Annotated in this window: 21 protein-coding genes and 1 tRNA gene; 12 read left to right on the top strand and 10 right to left on the bottom strand. The window is 68.6% G+C overall.

The genetic code is table 11. From position 1 onward, the window contains the following. Position 1 precedes the first annotated feature (1 nt). Complete coding sequence (locus tag AC2YHA_RS00840; RefSeq protein ID WP_487399995.1) at positions 2 to 1777, top strand: ABC transporter transmembrane domain-containing protein; 1776 nt, start codon at positions 2 to 4, stop codon at positions 1775 to 1777. Positions 1778 to 1922: 145 nt separating this feature from the next. Here the strand turns inward: AC2YHA_RS00840 and AC2YHA_RS00835 are convergent, their stop codons facing one another. Beyond that, entirely contained in the window at positions 1923 to 2564 is a 642-nt protein-coding gene (locus AC2YHA_RS00835) for a hypothetical protein (RefSeq protein ID WP_487399994.1), read from the bottom strand. Between the two features lie 94 nt (positions 2565 to 2658). Here AC2YHA_RS00835 and ispH point away from each other — a divergent pair, with 94 nt between their 5' ends. Next, positions 2659 to 3603, top strand: coding sequence for a 4-hydroxy-3-methylbut-2-enyl diphosphate reductase (gene ispH / locus AC2YHA_RS00830; RefSeq protein ID WP_233783509.1), 945 nt, complete (start codon positions 2659 to 2661; stop codon positions 3601 to 3603). A gap of 257 nt (positions 3604 to 3860) precedes the next feature. Beyond that, the gene (locus AC2YHA_RS00825) at positions 3861 to 5171 is read left to right on the top strand and encodes a cation:proton antiporter (RefSeq protein WP_487399993.1); all 1311 of its coding nucleotides are present in this window, start codon (positions 3861 to 3863) and stop codon (positions 5169 to 5171) included. Between the two features lie 81 nt (positions 5172 to 5252). Here AC2YHA_RS00825 and AC2YHA_RS00820 read toward each other — a convergent pair whose 3' ends face one another. After that, a complete protein-coding gene (locus tag AC2YHA_RS00820) occupies positions 5253 to 5588 on the bottom strand; it encodes a hypothetical protein (RefSeq protein WP_487399992.1) in 336 nt (111 codons plus the stop codon). A 159-nt stretch (positions 5589 to 5747) separates the two neighbouring features. Beyond that, entirely contained in the window at positions 5748 to 7142 is a 1395-nt protein-coding gene (locus tag AC2YHA_RS00815) for an NAD-dependent succinate-semialdehyde dehydrogenase (RefSeq protein WP_487399991.1), read from the bottom strand. 193 nt (positions 7143 to 7335) lie between these two features. On the opposite strand from AC2YHA_RS00815, the gene thrB reads away from it, so the two are divergent. Continuing rightward, complete coding sequence (gene thrB, locus AC2YHA_RS00810; protein WP_487399990.1) at positions 7336 to 8292, top strand: homoserine kinase; 957 nt, start codon at positions 7336 to 7338, stop codon at positions 8290 to 8292. Next, complete coding sequence (gene rnhA, locus AC2YHA_RS00805; protein WP_487399989.1) at positions 8289 to 8738, top strand: ribonuclease HI; 450 nt, start codon at positions 8289 to 8291, stop codon at positions 8736 to 8738. Before thrB ends, rnhA begins: the two co-directional genes overlap by 4 nt. Here the strand turns inward: rnhA and AC2YHA_RS00800 are convergent, their stop codons facing one another. The 3 genes from AC2YHA_RS00800 to AC2YHA_RS00790 are packed head-to-tail and all read right to left on the bottom strand — an operon-like array spanning position 8739 to position 10978. Next, positions 8739 to 8909 carry a YegP family protein gene (locus AC2YHA_RS00800; protein ID WP_233783516.1) on the bottom strand — a complete coding sequence of 57 codons (171 nt, stop codon included), beginning with the start codon at positions 8907 to 8909 and terminating at the stop codon, positions 8739 to 8741. 57 nt (positions 8910 to 8966) lie between these two features. After that, on the bottom strand, positions 8967 to 10034 hold the full coding sequence (locus AC2YHA_RS00795; protein WP_487399988.1) for an NAD(P)/FAD-dependent oxidoreductase: 1068 nt from the start codon (positions 10032 to 10034) through the stop codon (positions 8967 to 8969). Beyond that, positions 10031 to 10978 carry an alpha/beta fold hydrolase gene (locus AC2YHA_RS00790; protein ID WP_487399987.1) on the bottom strand — a complete coding sequence of 316 codons (948 nt, stop codon included), beginning with the start codon at positions 10976 to 10978 and terminating at the stop codon, positions 10031 to 10033. The genes AC2YHA_RS00795 and AC2YHA_RS00790 overlap by 4 nt, the downstream gene beginning before the upstream one ends. Before the next feature lie 50 nt (positions 10979 to 11028). On the opposite strand from AC2YHA_RS00790, the gene AC2YHA_RS00785 reads away from it, so the two are divergent. The 7 genes from AC2YHA_RS00785 to AC2YHA_RS00755 are packed head-to-tail and all read left to right on the top strand — an operon-like array spanning position 11029 to position 18234. After that, positions 11029 to 11499 (top strand): A24 family peptidase, encoded by a 471-nt coding sequence (locus tag AC2YHA_RS00785; RefSeq protein WP_487399986.1) that lies wholly within the window; start codon positions 11029 to 11031, stop codon positions 11497 to 11499. A 49-nt stretch (positions 11500 to 11548) separates the two neighbouring features. Next, on the top strand, positions 11549 to 12625 hold the full coding sequence (gene cpaB / locus AC2YHA_RS00780) for a Flp pilus assembly protein CpaB (protein ID WP_487399985.1): 1077 nt from the start codon (positions 11549 to 11551) through the stop codon (positions 12623 to 12625). A gap of 1 nt (position 12626) precedes the next feature. Next, complete coding sequence (locus AC2YHA_RS00775) at positions 12627 to 14258, top strand: type II and III secretion system protein family protein (protein ID WP_233783521.1); 1632 nt, start codon at positions 12627 to 12629, stop codon at positions 14256 to 14258. Positions 14259 to 14269: 11 nt separating this feature from the next. Next, positions 14270 to 14905, top strand: a complete 636-nt coding sequence (locus tag AC2YHA_RS00770; protein ID WP_487399984.1) for a CpaD family pilus assembly protein — start codon at positions 14270 to 14272, stop codon at positions 14903 to 14905. Continuing rightward, positions 14905 to 16215 carry a CpaE/TadZ family protein gene (locus AC2YHA_RS00765; RefSeq protein ID WP_487399983.1) on the top strand — a complete coding sequence of 437 codons (1311 nt, stop codon included), beginning with the start codon at positions 14905 to 14907 and terminating at the stop codon, positions 16213 to 16215. Before AC2YHA_RS00770 ends, AC2YHA_RS00765 begins: the two co-directional genes overlap by 1 nt. 32 nt (positions 16216 to 16247) lie before the next feature. After that, positions 16248 to 17225: a type II secretion system F family protein gene (locus AC2YHA_RS00760; RefSeq protein WP_487399982.1), complete on the top strand. Its 978-nt coding sequence runs from the start codon at positions 16248 to 16250 to the stop codon at positions 17223 to 17225. 40 nt (positions 17226 to 17265) lie between these two features. After that, on the top strand, positions 17266 to 18234 hold the full coding sequence (locus AC2YHA_RS00755; RefSeq protein ID WP_487401674.1) for a type II secretion system F family protein: 969 nt from the start codon (positions 17266 to 17268) through the stop codon (positions 18232 to 18234). 107 nt (positions 18235 to 18341) lie between these two features. On the opposite strand, the gene AC2YHA_RS00750 is transcribed toward AC2YHA_RS00755, so the two are convergent. The 4 genes from AC2YHA_RS00750 to AC2YHA_RS00735 form a co-directional block, all read right to left on the bottom strand. Further along, on the bottom strand, positions 18342 to 19475 hold the full coding sequence (locus tag AC2YHA_RS00750; RefSeq protein ID WP_487399981.1) for an HD-GYP domain-containing protein: 1134 nt from the start codon (positions 19473 to 19475) through the stop codon (positions 18342 to 18344). A 150-nt stretch (positions 19476 to 19625) separates the two neighbouring features. Further along, positions 19626 to 19880 carry a hypothetical protein gene (locus AC2YHA_RS00745; protein WP_233783526.1) on the bottom strand — a complete coding sequence of 85 codons (255 nt, stop codon included), beginning with the start codon at positions 19878 to 19880 and terminating at the stop codon, positions 19626 to 19628. Positions 19881 to 19989: 109 nt separating this feature from the next. After that, positions 19990 to 20063, bottom strand: a tRNA-Gly gene (locus AC2YHA_RS00740). A 17-nt stretch (positions 20064 to 20080) separates the two neighbouring features. Continuing rightward, positions 20081 to 21142 (bottom strand): tyrosine-type recombinase/integrase, encoded by a 1062-nt coding sequence (locus AC2YHA_RS00735; protein WP_487399980.1) that lies wholly within the window; start codon positions 21140 to 21142, stop codon positions 20081 to 20083. Between the last annotated feature and the right edge of the window lie 69 nt (positions 21143 to 21211).

Raw genomic sequence — 21211 nt, 5'->3', positions numbered from 1 at the left:
CATGGCCGACGCCCCACCCCCGCCGCGCGCCTCGCTCGGCAACCTCGCGCTCGTCTGGCGCTTCACCGCGCGCTATCCCTTCCGCATCCTGCTCGCGCTGATCGCGCTCGTCACCGCCGCCGGCGCGACGCTGTGGGTGCCGCGCACGTTCAAGCAGGTGGTCGACAAGGGCTTCGCCAGCGGCGACTTCAACGCCACCACCGTCGCGCCCTATTTCGAAGGCCTGATCCTCGTCGTGGTCGTGCTCGCCCTCTCGACGGCGGTTCGCTTCTACATGGTCTCATGGCTCGGCGAGCGCACCGTCGCCGACATCCGCGCGGCGGTGCACCGCAACCTGCTCCGCCAGCCGCCCGGCTGGTTCGAGACCAACCGCCCGTCTGAGATCGCCTCCCGCCTCACCGCCGATACCGCGGTCATCGAGCAGATCGTCGGCGGCACCGTGTCGATCGCGCTCCGCAACCTGCTGGTCGGCGTCGGCGGCGTCATCACCCTGTTCGCGTTGGCGCCCAAGCTCGCGGTCTATCTGATCATCGGCCTGCCGCTGGTGACGCTGCCGATCATGATCCTCGGCCGCCGCGTGCGCAGCTTCTCCCGGACCAGCCAAGACCGTATCGCCGACATCGGCGCGATGACCGCCGAGACGCTGGGCGCGATGCGGATCGTCCAGGCGTTCGGCCAGGAGGACCGCGAGAGCGAGCGTTTCCGCGGCGCGGTCAACCGCGGCTTCCAGGCGGCACGACGCCGCTTCGCCACCCGCGCGGCGATGACCGCCGCCGTCATCTTCCTGCTGTTCGGCGCTATGACGATGCTGTTGTGGGAGGCGGTGCAGGACGTCGCCAACGGCACCATCTCCGGCGGATCGATCACCGCTTTCGTCATCACCGCCGGGCTGGTCTCGGGCTCGTTCGGCGCGCTGACCGAGGTCTATGGCGACCTGCTGCGCGGCTCCGGCGCCGCCGCCCGCCTCGCCGAGCTGCTCCGCGTCGAGCCCGAGATCAGCGCGCCGGCCGACCCGGTGCCGCTGCCCGAGCCGGCGCGCGGCGCGATCGCCTTCGATCATGTCACCTTCCGCTATCCCACTCGCCCGGAGCTTGCCGCGCTGCACGATTTCTCGCTCGAGGTGAGCCCGGGCGAGACGGTGGCGGTGGTCGGCCCCTCGGGCGCGGGCAAGTCGACGCTGTTCCAGCTCGTCCAGCGATTCTACGATCCCCAGTCGGGCGAGATCCGCGTCGACGGCGTGCCGGTGCACCGGGCCGATCCGGCCGAGGTCCGCGCCCGCATCGCGATGGTGCCGCAGGAGACGGTGATCTTCGCCGCCTCCGCCCGCGACAACCTCCGCTACGGCCGCTGGGATGCGAGCGACGAGGCGATCTGGGCGGCCGCCGAGGCCGCCAACGCCGCCGAGTTCCTGCGCGCGCTCCCCGACGGGCTCGACACCTTCCTCGGCGAGGCCGGCGCGCGCCTGTCCGGCGGCCAGCGCCAGCGCGTCGCGATCGCCCGCGCGCTGCTGCGCGACGCCCCGATCCTGCTGCTCGACGAGGCGACCAGCGCGCTCGACGCCGAGAGCGAGCGGCTGGTCCAGTCCGCGCTCGACCGGCTGATGGCGAACCGCACCACGCTGGTGATCGCCCACCGCCTCGCCACCGTCCGCGCCGCCGGGCGCATCGTCGTGATGGACGCCGGCCGCATCGTCGAAACCGGCACCCACGCCGAGCTGATCGGCGGCGGCGGCCTCTACGCGCGCCTCGCCAGCCTGCAGTTCAGCGAGGCGGCGTAGCCCTAGCTCCTCCCCGGCACGGGGAGGGGGACCAGCCGCAGGCTGGTGGAGGGGGCCCTCCATGAAACGAATCGCTTGCGGCTGGCCCCCTCCACCATCCGCTAACGCGGATGGTCCCCCTCCCCGTACCGGGGAGGAGCTGAGCTCAACGTGTCGCGTTGTACTTGAGCTGGTCGTCGGTGAGCTGGAACCCCACCAGCGCCTCGAAGGTCGCCTTCAGCACCGCCTGGCGGACGGCGGGATTGGCGAGCGGGTCCATCGCCGCCTCCTGCTGCCCGGCCTTGCGCCGCTGCATGATCTGGCTGCGCACCTCGGGCGGCAGCGTCGCCGCGGCGCGGTCGACATAGGCGCCGGCGGTGCCGCTCGCGGTCGCGCGCGCCTGGCCCGCATCGAAATGCACGGTGATCTGGCTCACCCGCTTGGCGGTGACGACGGTGCCGCCCTGCACGACCGCGCTGTAGAAGGGCAAGGTCACGTCGCGCGCGCCATCGGTGCGGGTCCGCCGCGCCTGCACGTCGAAGGTGATCGACGTATAGATCGGGTCGACCGTATCGTTGCAGGTCGAGCGCACGTTGGTGATGCTCGCCACCACGTCGATCGCGTCGGCGGTGCGTGCCGTCTCCGGGTTGAACAGCGTGACGTCGCCGGTCGCGGCCGGCACGCCCACCGACGGGCAGGCGGTGCGCACCGCGGTGATGCCGCCCGACGGATCGATCTCGCCCCGATTCGAGCAGCCGGCGGCAAGCAGCGCCAGGACGGAGAGGGCAGTGAGGCTGCGGACGTTCACGAATGACCTTTCAAATACGGGCGGGCACGGCCGCAGCCCGCGTGGCTACCAAGCGCCTTCCGCCTGCGCAAGCAATCGCGTAGAGCGGCAGGCGATGACCAAGCCCGCGCTCACCCTGCTGATCGCCGCCCCGCGCGGCTTCTGCGCCGGCGTCGACCGCGCCATTCGCATCGTCGAGCTCGCGATCGAGCGCTACGGCGCGCCGGTCTACGTCCGGCACGAGATCGTCCACAACAAGTTCGTCGTCGACAACCTCAAGGCCAAGGGCGCGGTGTTCGTCGAGGAGCTCGACCAGGTGCCGGACGGCGTGCCGGTGGTCTTCTCCGCCCACGGCGTGCCCAAGGTGGTGCCGGCGAGCGCGGCGGAGCGCGGCCTCGAATATCTCGACGCCACCTGCCCACTGGTCTCCAAGGTCCATCGCCAGGCCGAGCGTCTGGTCGCCGCCGGCAAGCACATATTGTTCGTCGGCCACGCCGGTCATCCCGAGGTGATCGGCACCTTCGGCCAGGTGCCGGAGGGATCGATGACCCTGGTCGAGACCGTCGCCGATGCCGAGGCGCTCGAGCCCGCCGATCCCGACAATCTCGCCTTCCTCACGCAGACCACGCTGTCGGTCGACGATACGGCCGCTGTGGTCGGCGTGTTCACCCGCCGCTTCCCCAGCATCGTCGCGCCGCGCGCCGACGACATCTGCTACGCGACGTCGAACCGCCAGGCCGCGGTGAAGGCGATCGCCGCCACCTGCGAACTGATGCTGGTGATCGGCGCCCCCAACTCGTCCAATTCGGTCCGCCTGGTCGAGGTCGCCGAGCGCGAGGGCACGCCGGCCAAGCTGATTCAGCGCGCCACCGACCTCGAATGGGACTGGCTGGAGGGCGTGACGACGCTCGGCCTCACCGCCGGCGCCTCCGCGCCCGAGCTGCTGGTGCGCGAGCTCGTCGATCGCCTCGCCACCCGCTACGAGGTCGCCGAGCGCGAGGTGGTCACCACGCACGAGGACCTGACCTTCAAGCTGCCGCGGGGATTGCAGGCGGCTTAGAGGGCCGGATCGACTCCCGATCCCCCGGGCAGTGCGCCCCTTTTCAATCCTCCCCCGCCAGGGGGAGGTGGCACGCGAAGCGTGACGGAGGGGGAGGAAGCACGCCGAGAGTTGAGTCGCCGTCCTCCCCCTCCGTCGCCTTCGGCGCCACCTCCCCCTGGCGGGGGAGGATTTGGCTCCCTGTTGCATAACCCTCGGCGTGTGACATAAGTTACCGCTAACAAAAAGCGGCAACGACCGCATCAGGAGGGGCATCCATGACACCGGCCGAGCTCAGCGTCGTCTTCTTCCTCGAGCTGTTCGTGATCGTCGCCGCGGCGCGCGCGGTCGGCTGGCTCGGCAAGCGCTTCCTCGGCCAGCCCCAGGTAGTCGGCGAGATGATCGCCGGCGTGCTGCTCGGCCCCTCGCTGTTCGGCCTGATCGCGCCGGACCTGCAGGCGCAGCTGTTCCCCAAGGACGCCAAGGGCGTGCTCTACGTCGGCGCGCAGCTCGGCGTCGGCCTCTACATGTTCCTCGTCGGACTCGGCTTCGACCGGTCGCATTTCCGCAGCAACGTCAGGAGCGCGAGCGCGGTCTCGCTGTCGGGCATGGCGGCGCCGTTCCTGATCGCCGTGCTGCTGGCGCCGTGGCTGATGAGCCTCGGGCTGTTCTCGCCGCGACTTGGGCTGGCGCAGGCGACATTGTTCATGGGCGCGTGCATCTCGATCACCGCCTTCCCGATGCTGGCGCGCATCATCCACGAGCGCGGGCTGTCGAAATCGCCGCTCGGCTCGCTGTCGCTGTCGGCGGGAGCGATCGACGATGCCGGCGCGTGGACGGTGCTGGCGGTCGTGCTCGCGACCTTCGGCGCCGGACCCGGCGTCGCGGTCAAGGCGATCGTCGGCGCGATCCTGTTCGCGGTGCTGGTGCTGGGATTCGGGCCGAGGCTGCTGGCGCCGCTCGGCGTGGCGGCGGAGAAGGCGAACGGCGTCAGCCAGGGCCTGCTCGCGACCGTGCTGATGCTGTTCCTGCTCGCCGCCTTCGCGATGGACTGGGTGGGGATGCACGCGGTGTTCGGCGGCTTCCTGCTCGGCACGGCGATGCCGCGCGGCGTGCTGACCCGCGAGCTTCGCGCCAAGCTGGAGCCGTTCACGGTGGTCCTGCTGCTGCCGATGTTCTTCACCTTCTCCGGCCTCAACACGCAGCTGAACATGGTCGCGACGCCCTCGCTGCTGCTGGTCGCGCTCGCGATCCTCGCCGCCTCGATCCTCGCCAAGGGCGGCGCGTGCTGGGCGGCGGCGCGGCTGACGGGTCAGGACAATCCCACCGCGCTCGGCATCGGCGCGCTGATGAACGCGCGCGGCCTGATGGAGCTGATCATCATCAACATCGGCCTGCAGCGCGGCCTCATCGGCGTCGAGCTGTTCTCGATGCTGGTGCTGATGGCGGTGGTGACCACCTTGATGGCATCGCCGCTGTTCGAGGTCGTCTACGGCCGCAAGGCTCGCGAGCGCGGCGAGCTCGGCGCGATCCGCGACGTGCGGGAGGATGGCTCGGCGGCAGCCCCGGCGGGTCAGCCGGCCGGCTGACGGGCGCCTGCTCCTCGGAAGACGCGCCGCGCCGGAATGTTCGCGATTGGTGGTAACGGTCGCTGAATTGAAGGTTCGCCGTCAGCAGGGGCCGTGCCAGAACACGCCAGGGTATAGCTCTGAGTAACATTCTTCCGGCATCGGTAGATCGCTCTTTTTCCGAGCAATCTGATATCCCCAGCCCCCGTCGAAATATGGCTTTGTAGTTATATTTACGCCCCATCGATAAACGGTGACGAATTCTGGATGAAGACTAGCAATCACCTTTGGAAATTGATCTTTGGAAATATCGTTCCATTCGTGCGGCGGTTTGATTGGATGATTTTCCGCCAATGCTTCAGCTTCAGCCTTTATCGCCTTTAGCTTGACAGGATTATATGTAGGCCAGTCACAACCGCCAAGCACCGTGAGAAACACGAAGGCTGCGCGCGCGGGAAAATGGCTCCTTCGCTCTTTCATCGGAGAAAGTTAGGCGCATGGAGGTCATGTCCGCAACTGGGATGGAGGCTGTCGTTCCACATTGCGGGGCTGCGCCTGGCAAACCGGAGCAGTGCCGCCGTCACTTTGCGAAGAGAATCATTCCACCCCGTCGCTGACCGCCTCGCCCGCCGTCCGATACACCGCCTTCAGGTTCATGAACTCGTGCAGCCCGAACGGACCGAGCTCGCGGCCATGCCCCGAACGCTTGATCCCGCCGAACGGCGCCTCCGGAGCCGAGGCGAGCATCTGGTTGATCGCGACCATGCCTGCCGCGATGTCGCGGACGAAGCGCTGCTGCTCGCCGGGCTCGTCGGTCCAGACCGACGATCCCAGGCCGAACGGCACGTCGTTGGCGATCCGGATCGCCTCGTCGATGTCCGCGGCGCGGAATACCATCGCGATCGGCCCGAACAGTTCTTCGTTCGCGAAGGGGCTGTCCAGCGGCACGTCGGTCAGGATGCCGGCGGTGAGATAGGCGCCCGGCAGGTCGGGCTTCTCGCCCCCGACCAGCAGCTTCGCCCCCAGCCGCTTCGCTTCGTCGAGCTGCCCGAGCACGGTGTCGCGCTGGCCGAAGCTCGACAACGGTCCCATGTCGCTCGCCGGGTCCATCGGATCGCCGGCCTTCACCGCTGTCATCGCCGCGCTGAACCTGTCGAGGAACGCATCGTAGATGTCGGCATGGACGATCATCCGCTTTGCGCAGATGCACGACTGCCCGGTGTTCTGGATACGTGCCTTCACCGCCTGGCCGACCGCCTTGTCGAGATCGGCCGAGGGCATCACGATGAACGGATCGGACCCGCCGAGCTCGAGCACCACTTTCTTGAGGTTACGCCCCGCCTGCTCCGCCACCGCCGCGCCGGCGCCTTCGCTGCCGGTCAGCGTCACCGCCACCACCCGGTCGTCGGCGATGATGCCGCCGACCGCGCCCGACTTGATCGCCAGGTTCTGGAACAGCCCTTCCGGGCCGCCCGCGGCCAGCACCATCTCCTCCATCAGTCCGGCGACGCCCTGGACGATGCTGGCATGCTTCAGCAGCCCGATGTTGCCGGCAAGGATGGTCGGCGCGAGGAAGCGCACCACCTGCCAATAGGGGAAGTTCCACGGCATCACCGCCAGCACCGGTCCCTGCGGCTGCCACTGCGCCTCGGCGGTGCCGCCGTTCGCCAGCCTGAACGTCTGCGGCTCGAGCATCGCCGGTCCGTGCTCGGCATAATGGCGGAAGGCCGCGGCGCATTTCTCCACCTCGGCGACCGCGGAGGCATAGGTCTTGCCCATCTCCTCCGTCGCCGTCCGCGCCAACCGCGCCTTGTCGGCCTCGTACCGGTCGGCGATGCGGGCTAGCAGTTCGGTCCGCACCGAAAGCGGTGTCGTGCGCCACTGCCGGTAAGTATCGGCGGCACGGGCGAGCTTCGCATCGACCTCCTCATCCGTCAGTTCCGCATGGGTCGCGATCTCTTCGCCGGTGGCCGGGTTGATACTCTTGAACATGGCTGGTCCTGGATGGTTGCGGGCTTGGCTGAAGCTGGGCGATGAGCCGGATCGGCCGAGGATGCAACGCCGACCTGCGATCGGAGTTTCCGCTCGCCCGTCGAACCATCCTCGCCGTTGCCAGCCACCGGCGGCACCCGTAAGGCCGGCTGCTGGAATTCCGGCGGGAACCGCCGCTCTCAGGGGGCATGGCTTGGCAGTCTACACGCAGGTTTCGGCGGAAGCACTCACGGCCTTCCTCGCGCGCTACGACGTCGGCGAGCTGGTGTCGGCGAAGGGAATCGCGGAGGGAGTCGAGAACAGCAACTATCTGGTAGACACCACCCGGGCACGCTTCATCCTGACTCTCTACGAAAAGCGCGTCGCAGCCGCCGACCTGCCGTTCTTCTTCGCGCTGCTCGATCATCTCGCCGCGCGCGGCAATCCGGTGCCGCCGGGCATCGCCGACCGCGAGGGCCGGGTGATCCACGAATTGGAAGGGCGACCGGCCTGCCTCATCAGGTTCCTGCCCGGCGTATCGGTCAGCCATCCGACGGCGATCCAGGCGCGCGCGGCGGGCGCGGCGATGGGGCGGATGCACGGCTCGCTCGCCGATTTCGCGCCCGTGCGGCCGAACAGCCTCGGCGTCGAGTCCTGGCCCGGCCTGCTCGCGCAATGCGGCCGCTCGCTCGACGAGATCGAACCGGGACTCCACGCGAGGGTCGAGGCGGCGCTCGCCGAGGTCCGTGCGCAGTGGCCCACCGGCCTCGCCACCGCCGCCATCCATGCCGATCTGTTCCCGGACAATGTGCTGATGCTCGGCGACGAGGTGACGGGGCTGATCGACTTCTATTTCGCCTGCACCGACATTCGCGCCTATGACCTTGCCGTGATGCATTCGGCGTGGAGCTTCGACGCGACTGGCGCGCCGCTCGATCCAAGCGTGGGCCATGGACTGGTCGAGGGCTATGCCGCAGCCTTCCCGCTCGCGCCCGAGGAGCGGGCCACGCTGCCGGTGCTCGCGCGGGGCGCCTGCATCCGCTTCCTGCTGACGCGCGCCTGGGACTGGCTCAACACGCCGGCCGACGCGCTGGTGACGCGCAAGGACCCGCTCGCCTATCGCCGCCGGCTCGACTGGTACGACGCCAACCCCGACGCCTTCGCCGCATGACCGCCCTCCCCCATGTCGAGATCGCCACCGACGGCGCGTGCAAGGGCAATCCCGGCCCCGGCGGCTGGGGCGCGGTGCTGCGCTTCAACGGCAAGGAGAAGGAACTGTCGGGCGGCGAGCGGCTCACCACCAACAACCGCATGGAGCTGACCGCCGCGATCCGCGGGCTGGAGGCGCTGACCCGGCCGTGTTGCGTCACCCTCTCGACCGACAGCCGTTACGTGATGGACGGCCTCACCAAATGGATCCACGGCTGGCAGCGCAACGGCTGGAGGACCGCGGACAAGAAGCCGGTCAAGAATGCCGAGCTATGGCAGGAGCTGCTCGCCGCGGCGAAGCCCCACAAGATCGACTGGATATGGGTGAAGGGCCATGCCGGCCACCCCGACAACGAACGCGCCGACCGGCTGGCGAGCGACGCCGCGCTCGCCGCCGGGGCCGGGTAATTACTCCTCGACCGGCGCGCCCGGGCCGTTCTTGAGGATCGAATCGATGGCGTTCTTGGCCGATGCCTTGCTGGTGTAGCCTTCGGTCCAGAAGATCACTTCGCTGTTGTACTTGAACTTGGCGACATACTCGCCGGCCTTGTTCTGCTCGATCACGAACTTGTGCGCCATCGCTCACTCTCCCGAATCACTTGGGCTAACATATGTTAGTAGGGGCCCCGGGAGCTGTCACCGTGCGAAACGATCCGGCGCATAGGGGGCCGGATCGAGCTCCGGTGCCGTCCCGAGCAGCAGCGCGGCGGCAAGCCGGGCCGCGGCGGGTGCGGTCTGGATACCGAAGCCGCCCTGCCCTGCGCACCAGAAGAAGCCCGGCCGGTCGGGAGCGAAGCCATAGACCGGCCGCCGGTCGGGCGCGAAGCTCCTGAGGCCCGCCCATTTCCGCTCGACCGCGGCGACGCGCCAGTCGACCACCCGCTCGAAGCGGTCGACGGCGACGGCGACGTCGATCTCCTCGGGCTGCGCGTCGCAGGGATCGGTGGGAATCTCGTCATGCGGGCTCAACCACAGCCGGCCGCCCGTCTCGGGCTTGAAGTAGAAGCTTCCGCCGATGTGCACGACGAGCGGCAGCGTCATCGACGCCGCCGGATCGGTGCGCAGCTGCGCCATCGTCCGGCGATAGGGCCGGATGCCGAGCGGTCTGGCACCGCAGCGCTCGGCCACCGGATCGGCCCAGGCCCCCGCGGCATCGATCAGGATGCCGGCGACGACCGGTCCGTCCGCCGTCTCGATCCGCCAATCCGCCCCCTGTCGCTCGGCGGCGCGGAGGCCCGCGTTCAGCCGGATCACCGCTCCCGACCGTCGTGCCCGCGCGAGCGCATCGGCATGGAGCCCGGCGACGTCGATATAGGCGCAACTCGGCTCGATCACCCCGAGCGCCCATTCCGATCGCAGCCCAGGCACATAGGCAGCGGGATCGACCGGGCGAAGTTCCACACCGCTGCCTTCGAACTCGGCGAGCAGAGCGTCGATCGTCGCAGCTTCCTCCACCCGTCCGATATGGAGCGAGCCGAGTGGCGCCAGATACGGATCGAGCGCCTCGCGCGAGGCGGTGGTGAGCGGCTGGACGGCGGGCCCGCCATAGGTTTCGGACCAGAAGGCGGCCGAACGCCCGGTCGCATGATAGCCCGCGACCTCCTCTTCCTCCAGCACCACCACCGATCCATGCGGTGCCAATTCGGCAGCCAGCGTCGCACCTGCGATCCCCGCGCCGACGATCGCGAAGTCGAACCGGCTCACCGCGATGCCTTCGCCTCGAGAAACAGATCGATCTCCTCGATCGCGCGGTCGCGCACCGGATCGGCCTCGCGCAGGATCTCGTGCGCCGATTCCTTGCCGAAGCGCACCACGCGCACGTCGGGCAGCTTCTCCGCCACCGCCAGCGCCGCCCGGGCGTCGACCAGCCCGTCCGTCTCGGCGATCAGCATCAGCGTCGGCACGTCCATCGTCGCGAGCGCCGGTGAGGCATTGAGCGTCCGGGTCGAGGCGAACGCCTCGATCACCCAGCGCCAGCTCGGCGGGCCGGTGAGCAGCGAACGGTCGTGCTGCTGCCACCACAGCTCGTCGGCATAGCGGTCGGGATCGAAGGTCAGCAGGCTCTGCCGCGTCTCGGTGGTATAGGGCTTCTCGTTCCCCTTCCACGCCGCCCGCGCCGGATTGCCGAGGCTGCCCATCCGCCGCGCCAGCCACTCGCCGAACCGCGGCCCGATCGGTGCGTGGAGGCCGAGCATCGGCGCCACCAGCACCGCCGCGTCGGGCGCAACTGCCCCCTCCGCCAGCGCGCGGAGCAGCAAATGGCCGCCCATCGAATGCCCCATCGCTACCCGTGGCCCCGGGGTATCCGCCGCCCAGTCATGCCAGAAAACGGCGATGTCCTCGATAAACTGCCCGAAGCTCTCGATATGCCCGACATGCGGCCGTTCGGTGAGTCGGCCCGACCCGCCCTGCCCTCGCCAGTCGAACGAGGTCACCCGCCAGCCGCGCTCGTGCCAGTGCGCGAACGTCTCCAGATATTTCTCGAAGATGTCGCCGCGCCCGCCCTGGAACAGGATCGATCCGCGCGGCTCCACGCCCTCGGGCGCGGGCCAGTCGAAGGTGCGCAGCGCATGGCCGTCGGGCGCCATCCAGCGGCCGACGACGGCACCCGCCGGATAGGCACGGCGATCGAAGGCGGGAGAGGTCATGCCCGCTGGTTACGTTTTGGAAAGCGCGCTCGTCTAGGCAATTACGATTGATGGGGGATTATCTTTCTTTGGCGCTGCTCGGCGCGCTCGCGCTGCTCCTGGTCTCGGCCGGGATCGAGGACGTGCGCACCCGCGAGATCGCCAATTGGAAGAATGGACTGATCGCGCTGCTCGCGCCCGCCTGGTGGTGGGCGAGCGGGCTGGGAGTTTGGCCGGGCGCCGCGATCCAGCTTGGAGTCGCGCTGCTCGTGTTCGCCGTCTTCGTCGGCGCCTTCGCGCTGGGACAGATGGGCGGGGGCGACGTCAAGCTGATCGGCGCGCTGGCGCTGTGGCTGCCGCCGATGCCGCTGATGTGGATGCTGGTGGTGATGTCGCTGGCCGGCGGTGCGCTCACGCTGGTGATGCTGGCCGAGAGATGGTGGCGCCCCGCAGAGCGCCCGCTCGAGATTCCCTATGGGGTCGCGATCGCCATCGCCGGCCTGCTCAGCCTTCACGAACCGATAATTAACCAATTGCGGTGATTGCTTAATCGCGGATCAACCCCGCCGAATCTGGAAAGGCCTGCTCGGCATGGATGGACGGAAGATAGTGCTGCTGGTGGCCGCGTTGCTCGTCGCCGCCGTGACCGCCTTCATGGCGCGCAGCCTGATGCAGGGCGCCGCCACGCCGGTGGCTGCCGCGAACAATGTCGCGCCGAACGCGGACGGCCCCCAGGTGCTCGTCGCCACGCGCGCGCTGCCGGTCGGGACGATTCTCGACGAAAGCTCGATGAAGTTCCAGCCCTGGCCCAAGGAGCTGGTCGAGGGCGCCTATTACCTCAAGGACAAGACGCCCGACCTCAAGGCGCTGCAGGGGACGGTGGTGCGCTTCGCAATTCCCGCGGGCCAGCCGATCACCCAGGGCGCGCTGGTCAAGCCCGGCGACCGCGGCTTCCTCGCCGCCGCGCTGGCACCCGGCATGCGCGCGGTCACCGTGCCCGTGTCGGCGCAGACCTCCGTGGCAGGCTTCATCTTCCCGGGCGACCGCGTCGATCTGATCCTCACCCAGTCGGTGGCGGGCGGCGGCGATGGTTCCCCGCTCAAGACGTCGGAGACGGTGCTGCGCAACCTGCGCGTGCTCGCGACGGATCAGAAGACCGACAAGAGCGTCGACGACAAGGGCAACACCGTCGTCAACACCTATTCGATGGTGACGATCGAGGCGACGCCCAAGATCGCCGAGAAGATTGCCGTGGCGCAGACGCTCGGCTCGCTGTCGCTGTCGCTGCGCTCGATCGCCGACAATGCCGGCGAACTCGAGGAGGCGATCGCGTCCGGCGAGGTCAACGTGCCGGACGGCGACAAGGCCGAGAAGGCGATGCTGGCATCGGTCGCCGCGCGCCCGATCGACGGCAAGGGCACCTTCTCGACCGGTGCCGACGTGTCGCGCTTCCAGCGCAGCACCGTGCCCGGCAAGCCGGTGGAAGCCGGTGGGGCGGGCGGCGCTCCGCAGGTGCTGGCGGCGCCGAGCGGACCGATGGTGCGCGTCGTGCGCGGCAATAATGTCCAGGACGTCGTCATCGGCAGCAAGGTCACGCCGGCTGCGGTTCCGGTTCCGGCACCGCCGCCGGTCCACGCCGGCGGCACGCCTTCGGGGGGGACGAATTAAGATGCATAGGAAAACCTTCCTGCGGCGATCGCTCGCGGCGACGGTGGCTACGGCCCTTGTCGCGGGCACCGCAGCCACCGCACGTCCGGGCCCAGCGGAACGGGCAGGACCGGCCCGAGTCGCCAAGTTCCCGGCCGGTGCCCAGCGCCCGACCACTGAGGTCACGCTGTCGGTCGGTCAGGGCGAACTCGTCAACCTGCCCGCGAGCGTGGCAAGCGTGTGGACGTCGAACCCGGCGGTCGCGGACGTCTTCGTCAACAACCCGCGCCAGATCCATCTCTTCGGCAAGGAGTTCGGCGAGGCGACCGTGTTCGCCACCGCGGCCAACGGCTCGGTGGTCTATGCCACCAACGTCCGCGTCAGCCAGAACATCACCTCGATCGATCGGATGATGAAGCTGGCGATGCCCGACGCCGACGTGAAGGTCACGACGGTCGGCCAGATCGCGGTGCTGACCGGCACCGTCGCCTCGCCCGACGACAGCGCCGAGGCGCAGCGGCTGGTGACGGCGCTGCTCAACCCCGGCGTCAACGTGAACTCACCGGACGCGCAGCTCAAGATCGGCGTGGTGAACCGCCTGCGTACCGCGACGCCGCTGCAGGTCAACCTGCAGGTGCGCATCGCCGAGGTGAGCCGTAGCTTCGTCAAGAATATTGGCGTCAACATGACCACGTTCGACCCGACGGGCGGGTTCAAGTTCGGCATCGGCCAGGGCCGCAAGATCTTCAACCAATATGCTCCCGGCGGACCGCTCGGCGTCGGCGACGAAGCGTCCAACGGCGTCACCTCGGTGATCAAGAGCCCGAACGGCACCTCGCTGTTCGGCAATGGCAAGCTGTTCGGCATGGACGTCCTGGGCGGGCTCGACCTGGGCGAGCAGCTGGGTCAGGTGACCACCCTCGCCAACCCGAACCTCACCGCCCTGTCGGGCGAGACCGCGACCTTCCTCGCCGGTGGCGAGGTTCCGATCCTGATCAGCCAGCCGCTGGGCGGCGTCACGGTCGAATACAAGCAATATGGCGTCAGCCTCGCCTACACGCCGACGGTGCTGAGCGACGGGCGTATCTCGCTGCGCGTCCGGCCGGAAGTGTCGGAGCTGTCGGCCGCGGGCGCGATCGTGGTCGGCAATACGCAGATTCCCGCGATGACCACTCGCCGCACCGAAACGACGGTCGAGCTGGGCTCGGGCGAAAGCCTTGTGATCGGCGGCCTGCTGTCGAACCGGCACGACAACGGTTTCGACAAGACGCCGGGCGTCGGCGACCTGCCGATCCTTGGCGCCCTGTTCCGCTCGAACAGCTTCAAGCGTAATGAATCCGAGCTGGTCATCGTCGTGACGCCGTATCTGGTGAAGCCGGTCAACGCGAACGAGATCGCCCTGCCCACCGACGGCTACAAGGCGCCGACCGACCTCGGCCGCATCTTCATGGGCGAGCTGGCGAGCGGCCAGAGCGGCGCTTCGCGGCCCAAGCCGTCGATGGCGACGCCGTCGGCGCCGTCCCCGTCGATCGGCGCAGTGGCGCCCCTGACCCCGGCACCGGTGGCGCCGCAGCGGCAGGAGACCGCCCCGGCGCCCGAACCGCGCAAGGTCAAGAAGGACGCCGGCGCCATGCCCGGCTTCAGCTTCCGGTGATGGAGATCGAGATGACGATGCCTGGACGTCTGTTGGCCCTTCTCGCGCCGGCGCTGCTGCTCGGCGGATGCGGGGTGGGCAATCGCGACCTCGAATCGGTCCACCAACCGGTGGTATCGCGCGCCGATTACGCGCTCGACCTCGCCGTCTCGGGCGATGGGCTCGCCTCGGGCGAGCGGCAGCGCCTCGCCGGCTGGCTGGCCTCGCTCAACGTCGGCTATGGCGACCGTATCGCGGTCGACGACGGCAGCCAGGACTATGCGGGCGGCGTGCACGCGGCGGTCACGGACGAAGCCGCACATTATGGCCTCCTGGTGAGCGACAAGGTGCCGGTGATCGCAGGTCCGCTGACGCCAGGCACGGCGCGCGTGGTCGTCTCACGCATGACCGCCTCGGTTCCGGGCTGTCCCGATCATAGCGGACTGCGCGGTAGCGACCTCAATGCCAACACCTGGTCCAACTACGGCTGCGCGACCAACACCAATCTGGCGGCGATGGTGGCCCGGCCGGAGGATCTGATCCGCGGCCAGCAGGGTGACCCGACCGCCGACACGATGACGACGTACAAGGCCGTGACCACGTTCCGTGCCAAGGCGCCGACGGGTGCCGGCGACGTCAAGCGCGAATCGACGAAGGGCGGAAACTGATGAACGCTCCCTGGAATCCCGCACGCATCGGCAACCGCGATCCCTTCGTCGCCTTCGTCTGCGACGAAACGACCGCCGAGGCGATCCGGCCGATCGCGATCGAGATGGGTTGGCCGTCGGAGAAGGTGAACAAGGGCGGCCTGCGCAACGCCGTGCAGACGCTGTCGGTCACCGCCAGCCCCAACATCCTGTTCGTCGACCTGTCCGAATCGGGCGATCCGCTCAACGACATCAACGCGCTGGCCGAGGTCTGCGAGCCGGGCACGGTGGTGATCGCCGCCGGCCAGGTGAACGACGTCCGCCTCTATCGCGACCTCGTCGCCAGCGGCATCCACGATTATCTGCTGAAGCCGCTCAATCCCGACATGCTGCGGGATAGCCTCGCTCAGGCGCAGGCGATCCTGAACGCCCCTCGCGCCGCCGAGGCGGCATCGGAGCGCCCGCATTGCGGCATCGCGGTGATCGGCGCCCGCGGCGGCGCCGGCGCATCGACCGTCGCGACGTCGCTCGCCTGGCTGCTGAGCAGCAAGAACAGCCGCACCACCGCGCTGCTCGATCTCGACGTGCATTTCGGCACGGGCGCGCTGGCGCTCGACCTCGAGCCGGGCCGCGGTCTCACCGACGCGATCGAGAACCCGAGCCGTATCGACGGACTGTTCATCGAGCGCGCGATGGTCCGCGCGTCGGACCGGCTCGCCGTGCTCTCCGCCGAGGCGCCGATCCATTCGCCGATCGTCACCGACGGCGCGGCCTTCTACCAGCTCCAGGAGGAGCTGAGGGGCGCGTTCGAGGCGACCATCGTCGATCTGCCGCGGGCGATGCTGGTCAACCACCCGCATCTCGTCAGCGACCTGCAGATCGCGGTGCTGGTGACCGAGCTGACGCTCGCCTCCGCCCGCGACACGATCCGCCTTCTCGCCTGGTTCAAGTCGAACGCGCCGCACCTCAGGCTGCTGGTCGTCGCCAATCGCGTCCATGCCGCCTCGCAGCTCGAGATCAGCCGGCGGGATTTCGAGAGCTCGATCGAGCGCAAGATCGATTTCACCGTGCCGTTCGAACCCAAGCAGGCTGCCCAGGCCGCCAAGCTGGGCAAGCCGCTCGCCGAGGCCGCGAAGGGCGTCAAGTCGCTGCAGCCGCTCACCGCACTGGCCGATCAGCTGGCCGGCATGGCCGAAGCCGATGACGACGAAGCTCCCGCAAAGGGCAAGAAGGTGCCGGGCAAGGCGCAGAAGTCGGACAAGAACGGCGGCTCGCTGCTGGGCAAGCTCACCCAGCTGACGGCGAAGCTGCCCAGCAAGGCGCGGAAGTGATCGGGTTTGAACCCTGAGGGGGAGTTGATCGGGTGGAATTGATGCCGCTGATGATGCTCGGGGCCGGCGCGTTCCTGACGCTCGCGGTGCTCGCGATCGCGTTCAGCGGTCCGTCGCCGACCCGCGTCGCCGCTCGGCGGCTGACGACGGTGCGCGAACGTCATTCCGGCGGCAATTCCGCGATCGCGATCGAGGCGCAGGTCCGCAAGATATCCGCCAACCGCGCGACCCGGATGGACGAGACCTTCTCGCGGCTGTTGCCCAATCCGGCGCAGCTCCAGAAGCGCCTCAACATGACCGGCCGCAACTGGACCGTCGGCCGCTATGGCCTGGCGACGCTCACCCTCACCGCCGTCCCCGCGCTGCTGCTCGCGCTGCGTGGCGCGCCGATCCTGCTCGCGCTGTTCATCGGCCTGTTCTTCGGCGTCGGTCTGCCGCACATGGCCGTCGGCTTCCTCATCAAGCGCCGCATCACCCAGTTCAACGCCAAATTCCCCGACGCGATCGAGCTGCTGGTGCGCGGCCTGCGCTCGGGCCTGCCGATCACCGAGACCATCGGCGTCGTCGGGCAGGAGGTGCCGGGTCCCGTCGGCGAGGAATTCCGCGCGATCGCCGACCGCATGAAGATCGGCCGGACGATGGACGCGGCGCTGCAGGAGACCGCCGACCGGCTCGGCACGCCCGAATTCCAGTTCTTCTGCATCACCATCGCAATCCAGCGCGAGACCGGCGGCAACCTCGCCGAGACGCTGTCCAATCTCGCCGACGTGCTGCGCAAGCGTGCGCAGATGAAGCTCAAGATCAAGGCGATGTCGTCGGAATCGAAGGCGTCCGCCTACATCATCGGCGCGCTGCCGTTCATCGTCTTCGGCCTCATCTGGTACATCAACGGCCGCTATATGCAGAATTTCTTCGTCGACGAACGGCTGATGATCGCCGGCGGCGGCGGGCTCGTCTGGATGGCGATCGGCGCGTTCATCATGCGCAAGATGATCAACTTCGAGATTTGAGAACGGCACCGTGACCCCTCCTCCCCACAGCCCGACCATCATGGGCATCGACGTGATCTGGGCGGCGACCCTGCTCTCGGGCGTCGCCGCGCTGGCAGTCCTGTTCGCGATCTACACCGCCACCACGGTGCGCGACCCGATGGCCAAGCGCGTCAAAGCGCTCAACGACCGGCGCGAGCAGCTGAAGGCCGGCATTACCGCCTCGACGTCGAAGCGCCGCGCCAAGCTCGTCCAGCGCAACGAGACCACCGACCGCATTCGCGCGCTGCTTTCCTCGATGAAGGTGCTGCAGGATTCGCAGATCAAGGACGCACAGCAGAAGCTGCTCCAGGCCGGCATCCGCTCCAAGGACTGGGCGGTCGCGGTGATCTTCGGCCGGCTCGTGCTGCCGATCGTGCTCGGCGGGCCGATGCTCTACTGGGTCTACGGCACCGATGGGTTTGCCGACTGGAGCCCGGTCAAGGCCTATGGCCTGGTCGCTGGCACCTTCATCCTCGCCTACAAGGCGCCCGACCTCTATCTCAAGAACAAGATCGACAAGCGCTCGGCGGCGATCCGCAAGGGCCTGCCCGACGCGCTCGACCTGCTGGTGATCTGCGCCGAGGCGGGCCTGACCGTCGATGCCGCCTTCCACCGCGTCGCTAGGGAGCTGGGCCGCGCCTATCCCGAGCTGGGCGAGGAATTCTCGCTAACCGCGATCGAGCTGGGCTTCCTCACCGACCGGCGGCAGGCGTTCGAGAATCTCGCGCATCGCGTCAAGCTCGACGCGATCAAGGGCGTCGTCACCACCATGATCCAGACCGAGAAATACGGCACCCCGCTCGCCTCGGCGCTGCGCGTGCTCTCGGCCGAGTTCCGTCACGAACGCATGATGCGCGCCGAGGAAAAGGCGGCGCGCCTGCCGGCAATCATGACGGTGCCGCTGATCCTGTTCATCCTGCCGGTGCTGTTCATCGTGATCCTGGGCCCGGCGGCCTGCTCGATCAGCGACGCGCTGATCGCCAAGTAAGGGAATCGGCGAGATCCGTTTCCACCTGCAGCCCGTCTCATGATGGGTGACGGCGAAGGAAAGACGGACGTTACCGCGGCGCGCGCCGACTGCACCGCCCTCCCGGATCACGCGGCCAGGCCGCACTCCCGGCCATGCGCGAGCAGGCGATCGCGCAGCGCCTCCCACTCCTCCGGCGACCAGCGGTGGGGCCGTTCGATCGCGACGATCGGATCGAACGCCGTATCGATCCGCTCATAGGGCACCGCTCGGCTGGTCGCGTTGCAGTGGAAGGTGAGCACCGGCGGGGTCGCGGTGCTGCCACCCCCGCCGTCGAGCACCACCGCCAGCCGGTCGCTCGCCAGCCGTACCAGCGTGCCGGCGGGAAAGGCGCCGACCAGCCGGCGGAACGCCAGGAACATGCGCCGGTCGAAATGCCCCTCGACCCCGGTCATCCACTCCAGTGCCTGCGCCGGCGACCAGCTGTCCTTGTAGGGCCGGGCCGAGGTGATCGCGTCATAGACATCGCAGATCGCGGCGATGCGCGCGAAGACGCTGAGCTCTTCGCCCGCCAGCCCCTCCGGATAGCCGGTGCCGTTGAACCGCTCGTGATGGTGAAGGCAGACATCGAGCACGATCGGCGCGTCGCAGCCGCAGCGCTTGAGCAGCGCGTGGCCCAGCGCCGGATGCGTGACGATCGTCGCCCGCTCGTCGTCGGTGAGCGGCCCCGCCTTGTCGAGCACCGCCACCGGCACGCGCGCCTTGCCGATGTCGTGCAGCAGGCCGGCGAGCGCGATCTCGTTGATGAGCGATTCGTCGATGTCGAGCTCGCGCGCCAGCCCGACCATGAAGGCGCACACACCGACCGAATGCACATAGGTATAGTCGTGGCGGGACCTGAGCCGCGTCAGCCCGGTGATCGCGAAGGGATTGCGCAGCATCGAGCTCGCGATCTCCTCCGCCACGTCGGCGAGCGTGTCGAGCGGCAGGCTGCGGCCGAAGCGAACCTCGTCGAATGTCTCGATCAGCGCGGTGCGTGAGCGCTCGACGATCGCCTCGGCCTGCTTGCGTTCGACCGCGAAACTGGTCGGGCGGGTGGAGGGCTTGCGCTTGACCGGACCACGCTGGCGCGTAGGGCGCGGTTCCTGCCCGCCGCCGAAGCGCGATAGCTCCGGGCGCCAATCGCTCTCGAGCAGAATCTGCTGCGTCGCCGCCGGTCCGCCAGAGGAAACCCTGTCCCCCTTGCGGCGCCTCGGTATCATCGGTGCCGGCCCGCGTTCCATCCAGCCTCCCCCGCCGTGGACGCGGAGGCTAGCAAGCGATGGATTAAGAAATATCCAATCAGCCGGTGAGGGAAGGTAACGGGCGGCCGCCGGCGGCGAGGAGGGAGGAGCCGGCGACCGCCCGCGACGTCACGCCGCCTTGGAACCCGGCGTGCCGCACTTCACGAACTTGCCGCCCAGCCGGCAGCGGGCCGGCGACGCCTTGGCGGTCTTGGCGGGCATCGTTCTTGCCGCCGTCATCGTCTTCGTGGCCTTCACGGTCTTTGCCGCCGCCGTGGGACAGCGCACGAACTTGCCGTGCGCATCGCGGCACGGCGCAGCAAAGGCCGGCGCGCCGGCGAAGAGCATCGCGGACGCGGCGGCAATCAGGAGCGAACGGGTCATCGACAGTCTCCTCGGCCGAGGATCGGCCATGGGGCGGACTATCGGACAGCGCGCATGGCGTGCCGGTGACGGGGCGATGAAAAAGCCGTCATGGAAGGGGATGCTGCCGTGGAGCGGGTAGCGGGAATCGAACCCGCGTATTCAGCTTGGAAGGCTGCTGCACTACCATTGTGCTATACCCGCAAGAGCCTGATATTTAATCAGTTTCCTGCGCCACTGCCAGCTTGTTTTGCAATCTGTTTTGCAGCGATGCGAGCGCCCAGTGCCACAACGACCGCCTTATGGTCAACATAGACCCGGCGAATATGGGCCACCCTGGCGGGCGACCAGCCCATGATTTCGGCCGCCTCGTCGTCGGTGAGGTCCCACTCTGTCAGCAGCATCGTGCAGAACGTGCCGCGCACGTCGTGCAGGTGCTTCGGGGTCTCGTTGCCCTCCTCGTCGACGTGAACGATCCCGGCCTCGCCTTTGATCGCCGAGAAGGCGACGCCGAAGCCGTTCACCGACCATGGCTTGCCGTGGTTGGTGACGAGGACGGTCTCGACGCCTTCTTTGCGCGGCCGGGTGCGCAGCTCGGCGAGCACCGCCTCCAGCTGGGGCGTCTGCGGGATCACAACCCGCCGCCGCTTGCGTCGGCTCACCTTGAGCGCCTTCTTCACGATCGCGAACTCGCCAACTTGCGACCAGGTCAACGTGATCAGGTCCTCGCGGCGCAGCCCTGTCACCGCCGCGAGCCTGAGCCCGTCCAGCAGCGCGCGGCGGTTCCGCTTCTCGGTGATCGCCGCCGCCTCGAACTTGGCGAAATCCTCCTCGGTCCAGATGACCTCCGCTCGATCGGCGCCATGGTAGAGCGCCGGCACCTCAGCCGCGACGTTGAGCCGCACCCGACCGCGCAGCTTCGCGTAGGTCAGGATGAAGTCGAGGACCTGGACGCCGATGTCGGCGGTTCGGGGCGTGGCGGCGCGCTCGTCGCGCCACTTCATCACCTTCTCGACCATGCGCGGGTCGTCCCATACGCTCGTCGGGAACTTGCCCCAGCGCGCCTCGATCAGGTCGACGTGCGGGCGCCAAACGCGCTTCGTGTTGGCGGAACAGGCCTTCCACTCCTCGCTCGCCTCCTCGTCGTCCTTCGCCGGGTTGACCGGGATGCAGGCGCGGATGACTGAGCGGAAGCTCCGCGGGTCGATGGCGCGATCGTCGGTGATCGCGGCCGATATTGCCGCGTGATCCGCCGACGTGAGCTTCGGCTTGCGCGGGCTCACCTCCTTGCGGATCAGCGGGCCGCCGCGAAAAGCGTAAATGTACCAGGTGACCGGCTTGCCCTTGCGCGC

The organism is Sphingomonas sp. SRI_018 (assembly GCF_057586275.1).
This window is presented reverse-complemented; position numbering and strand designations above follow the sequence as displayed.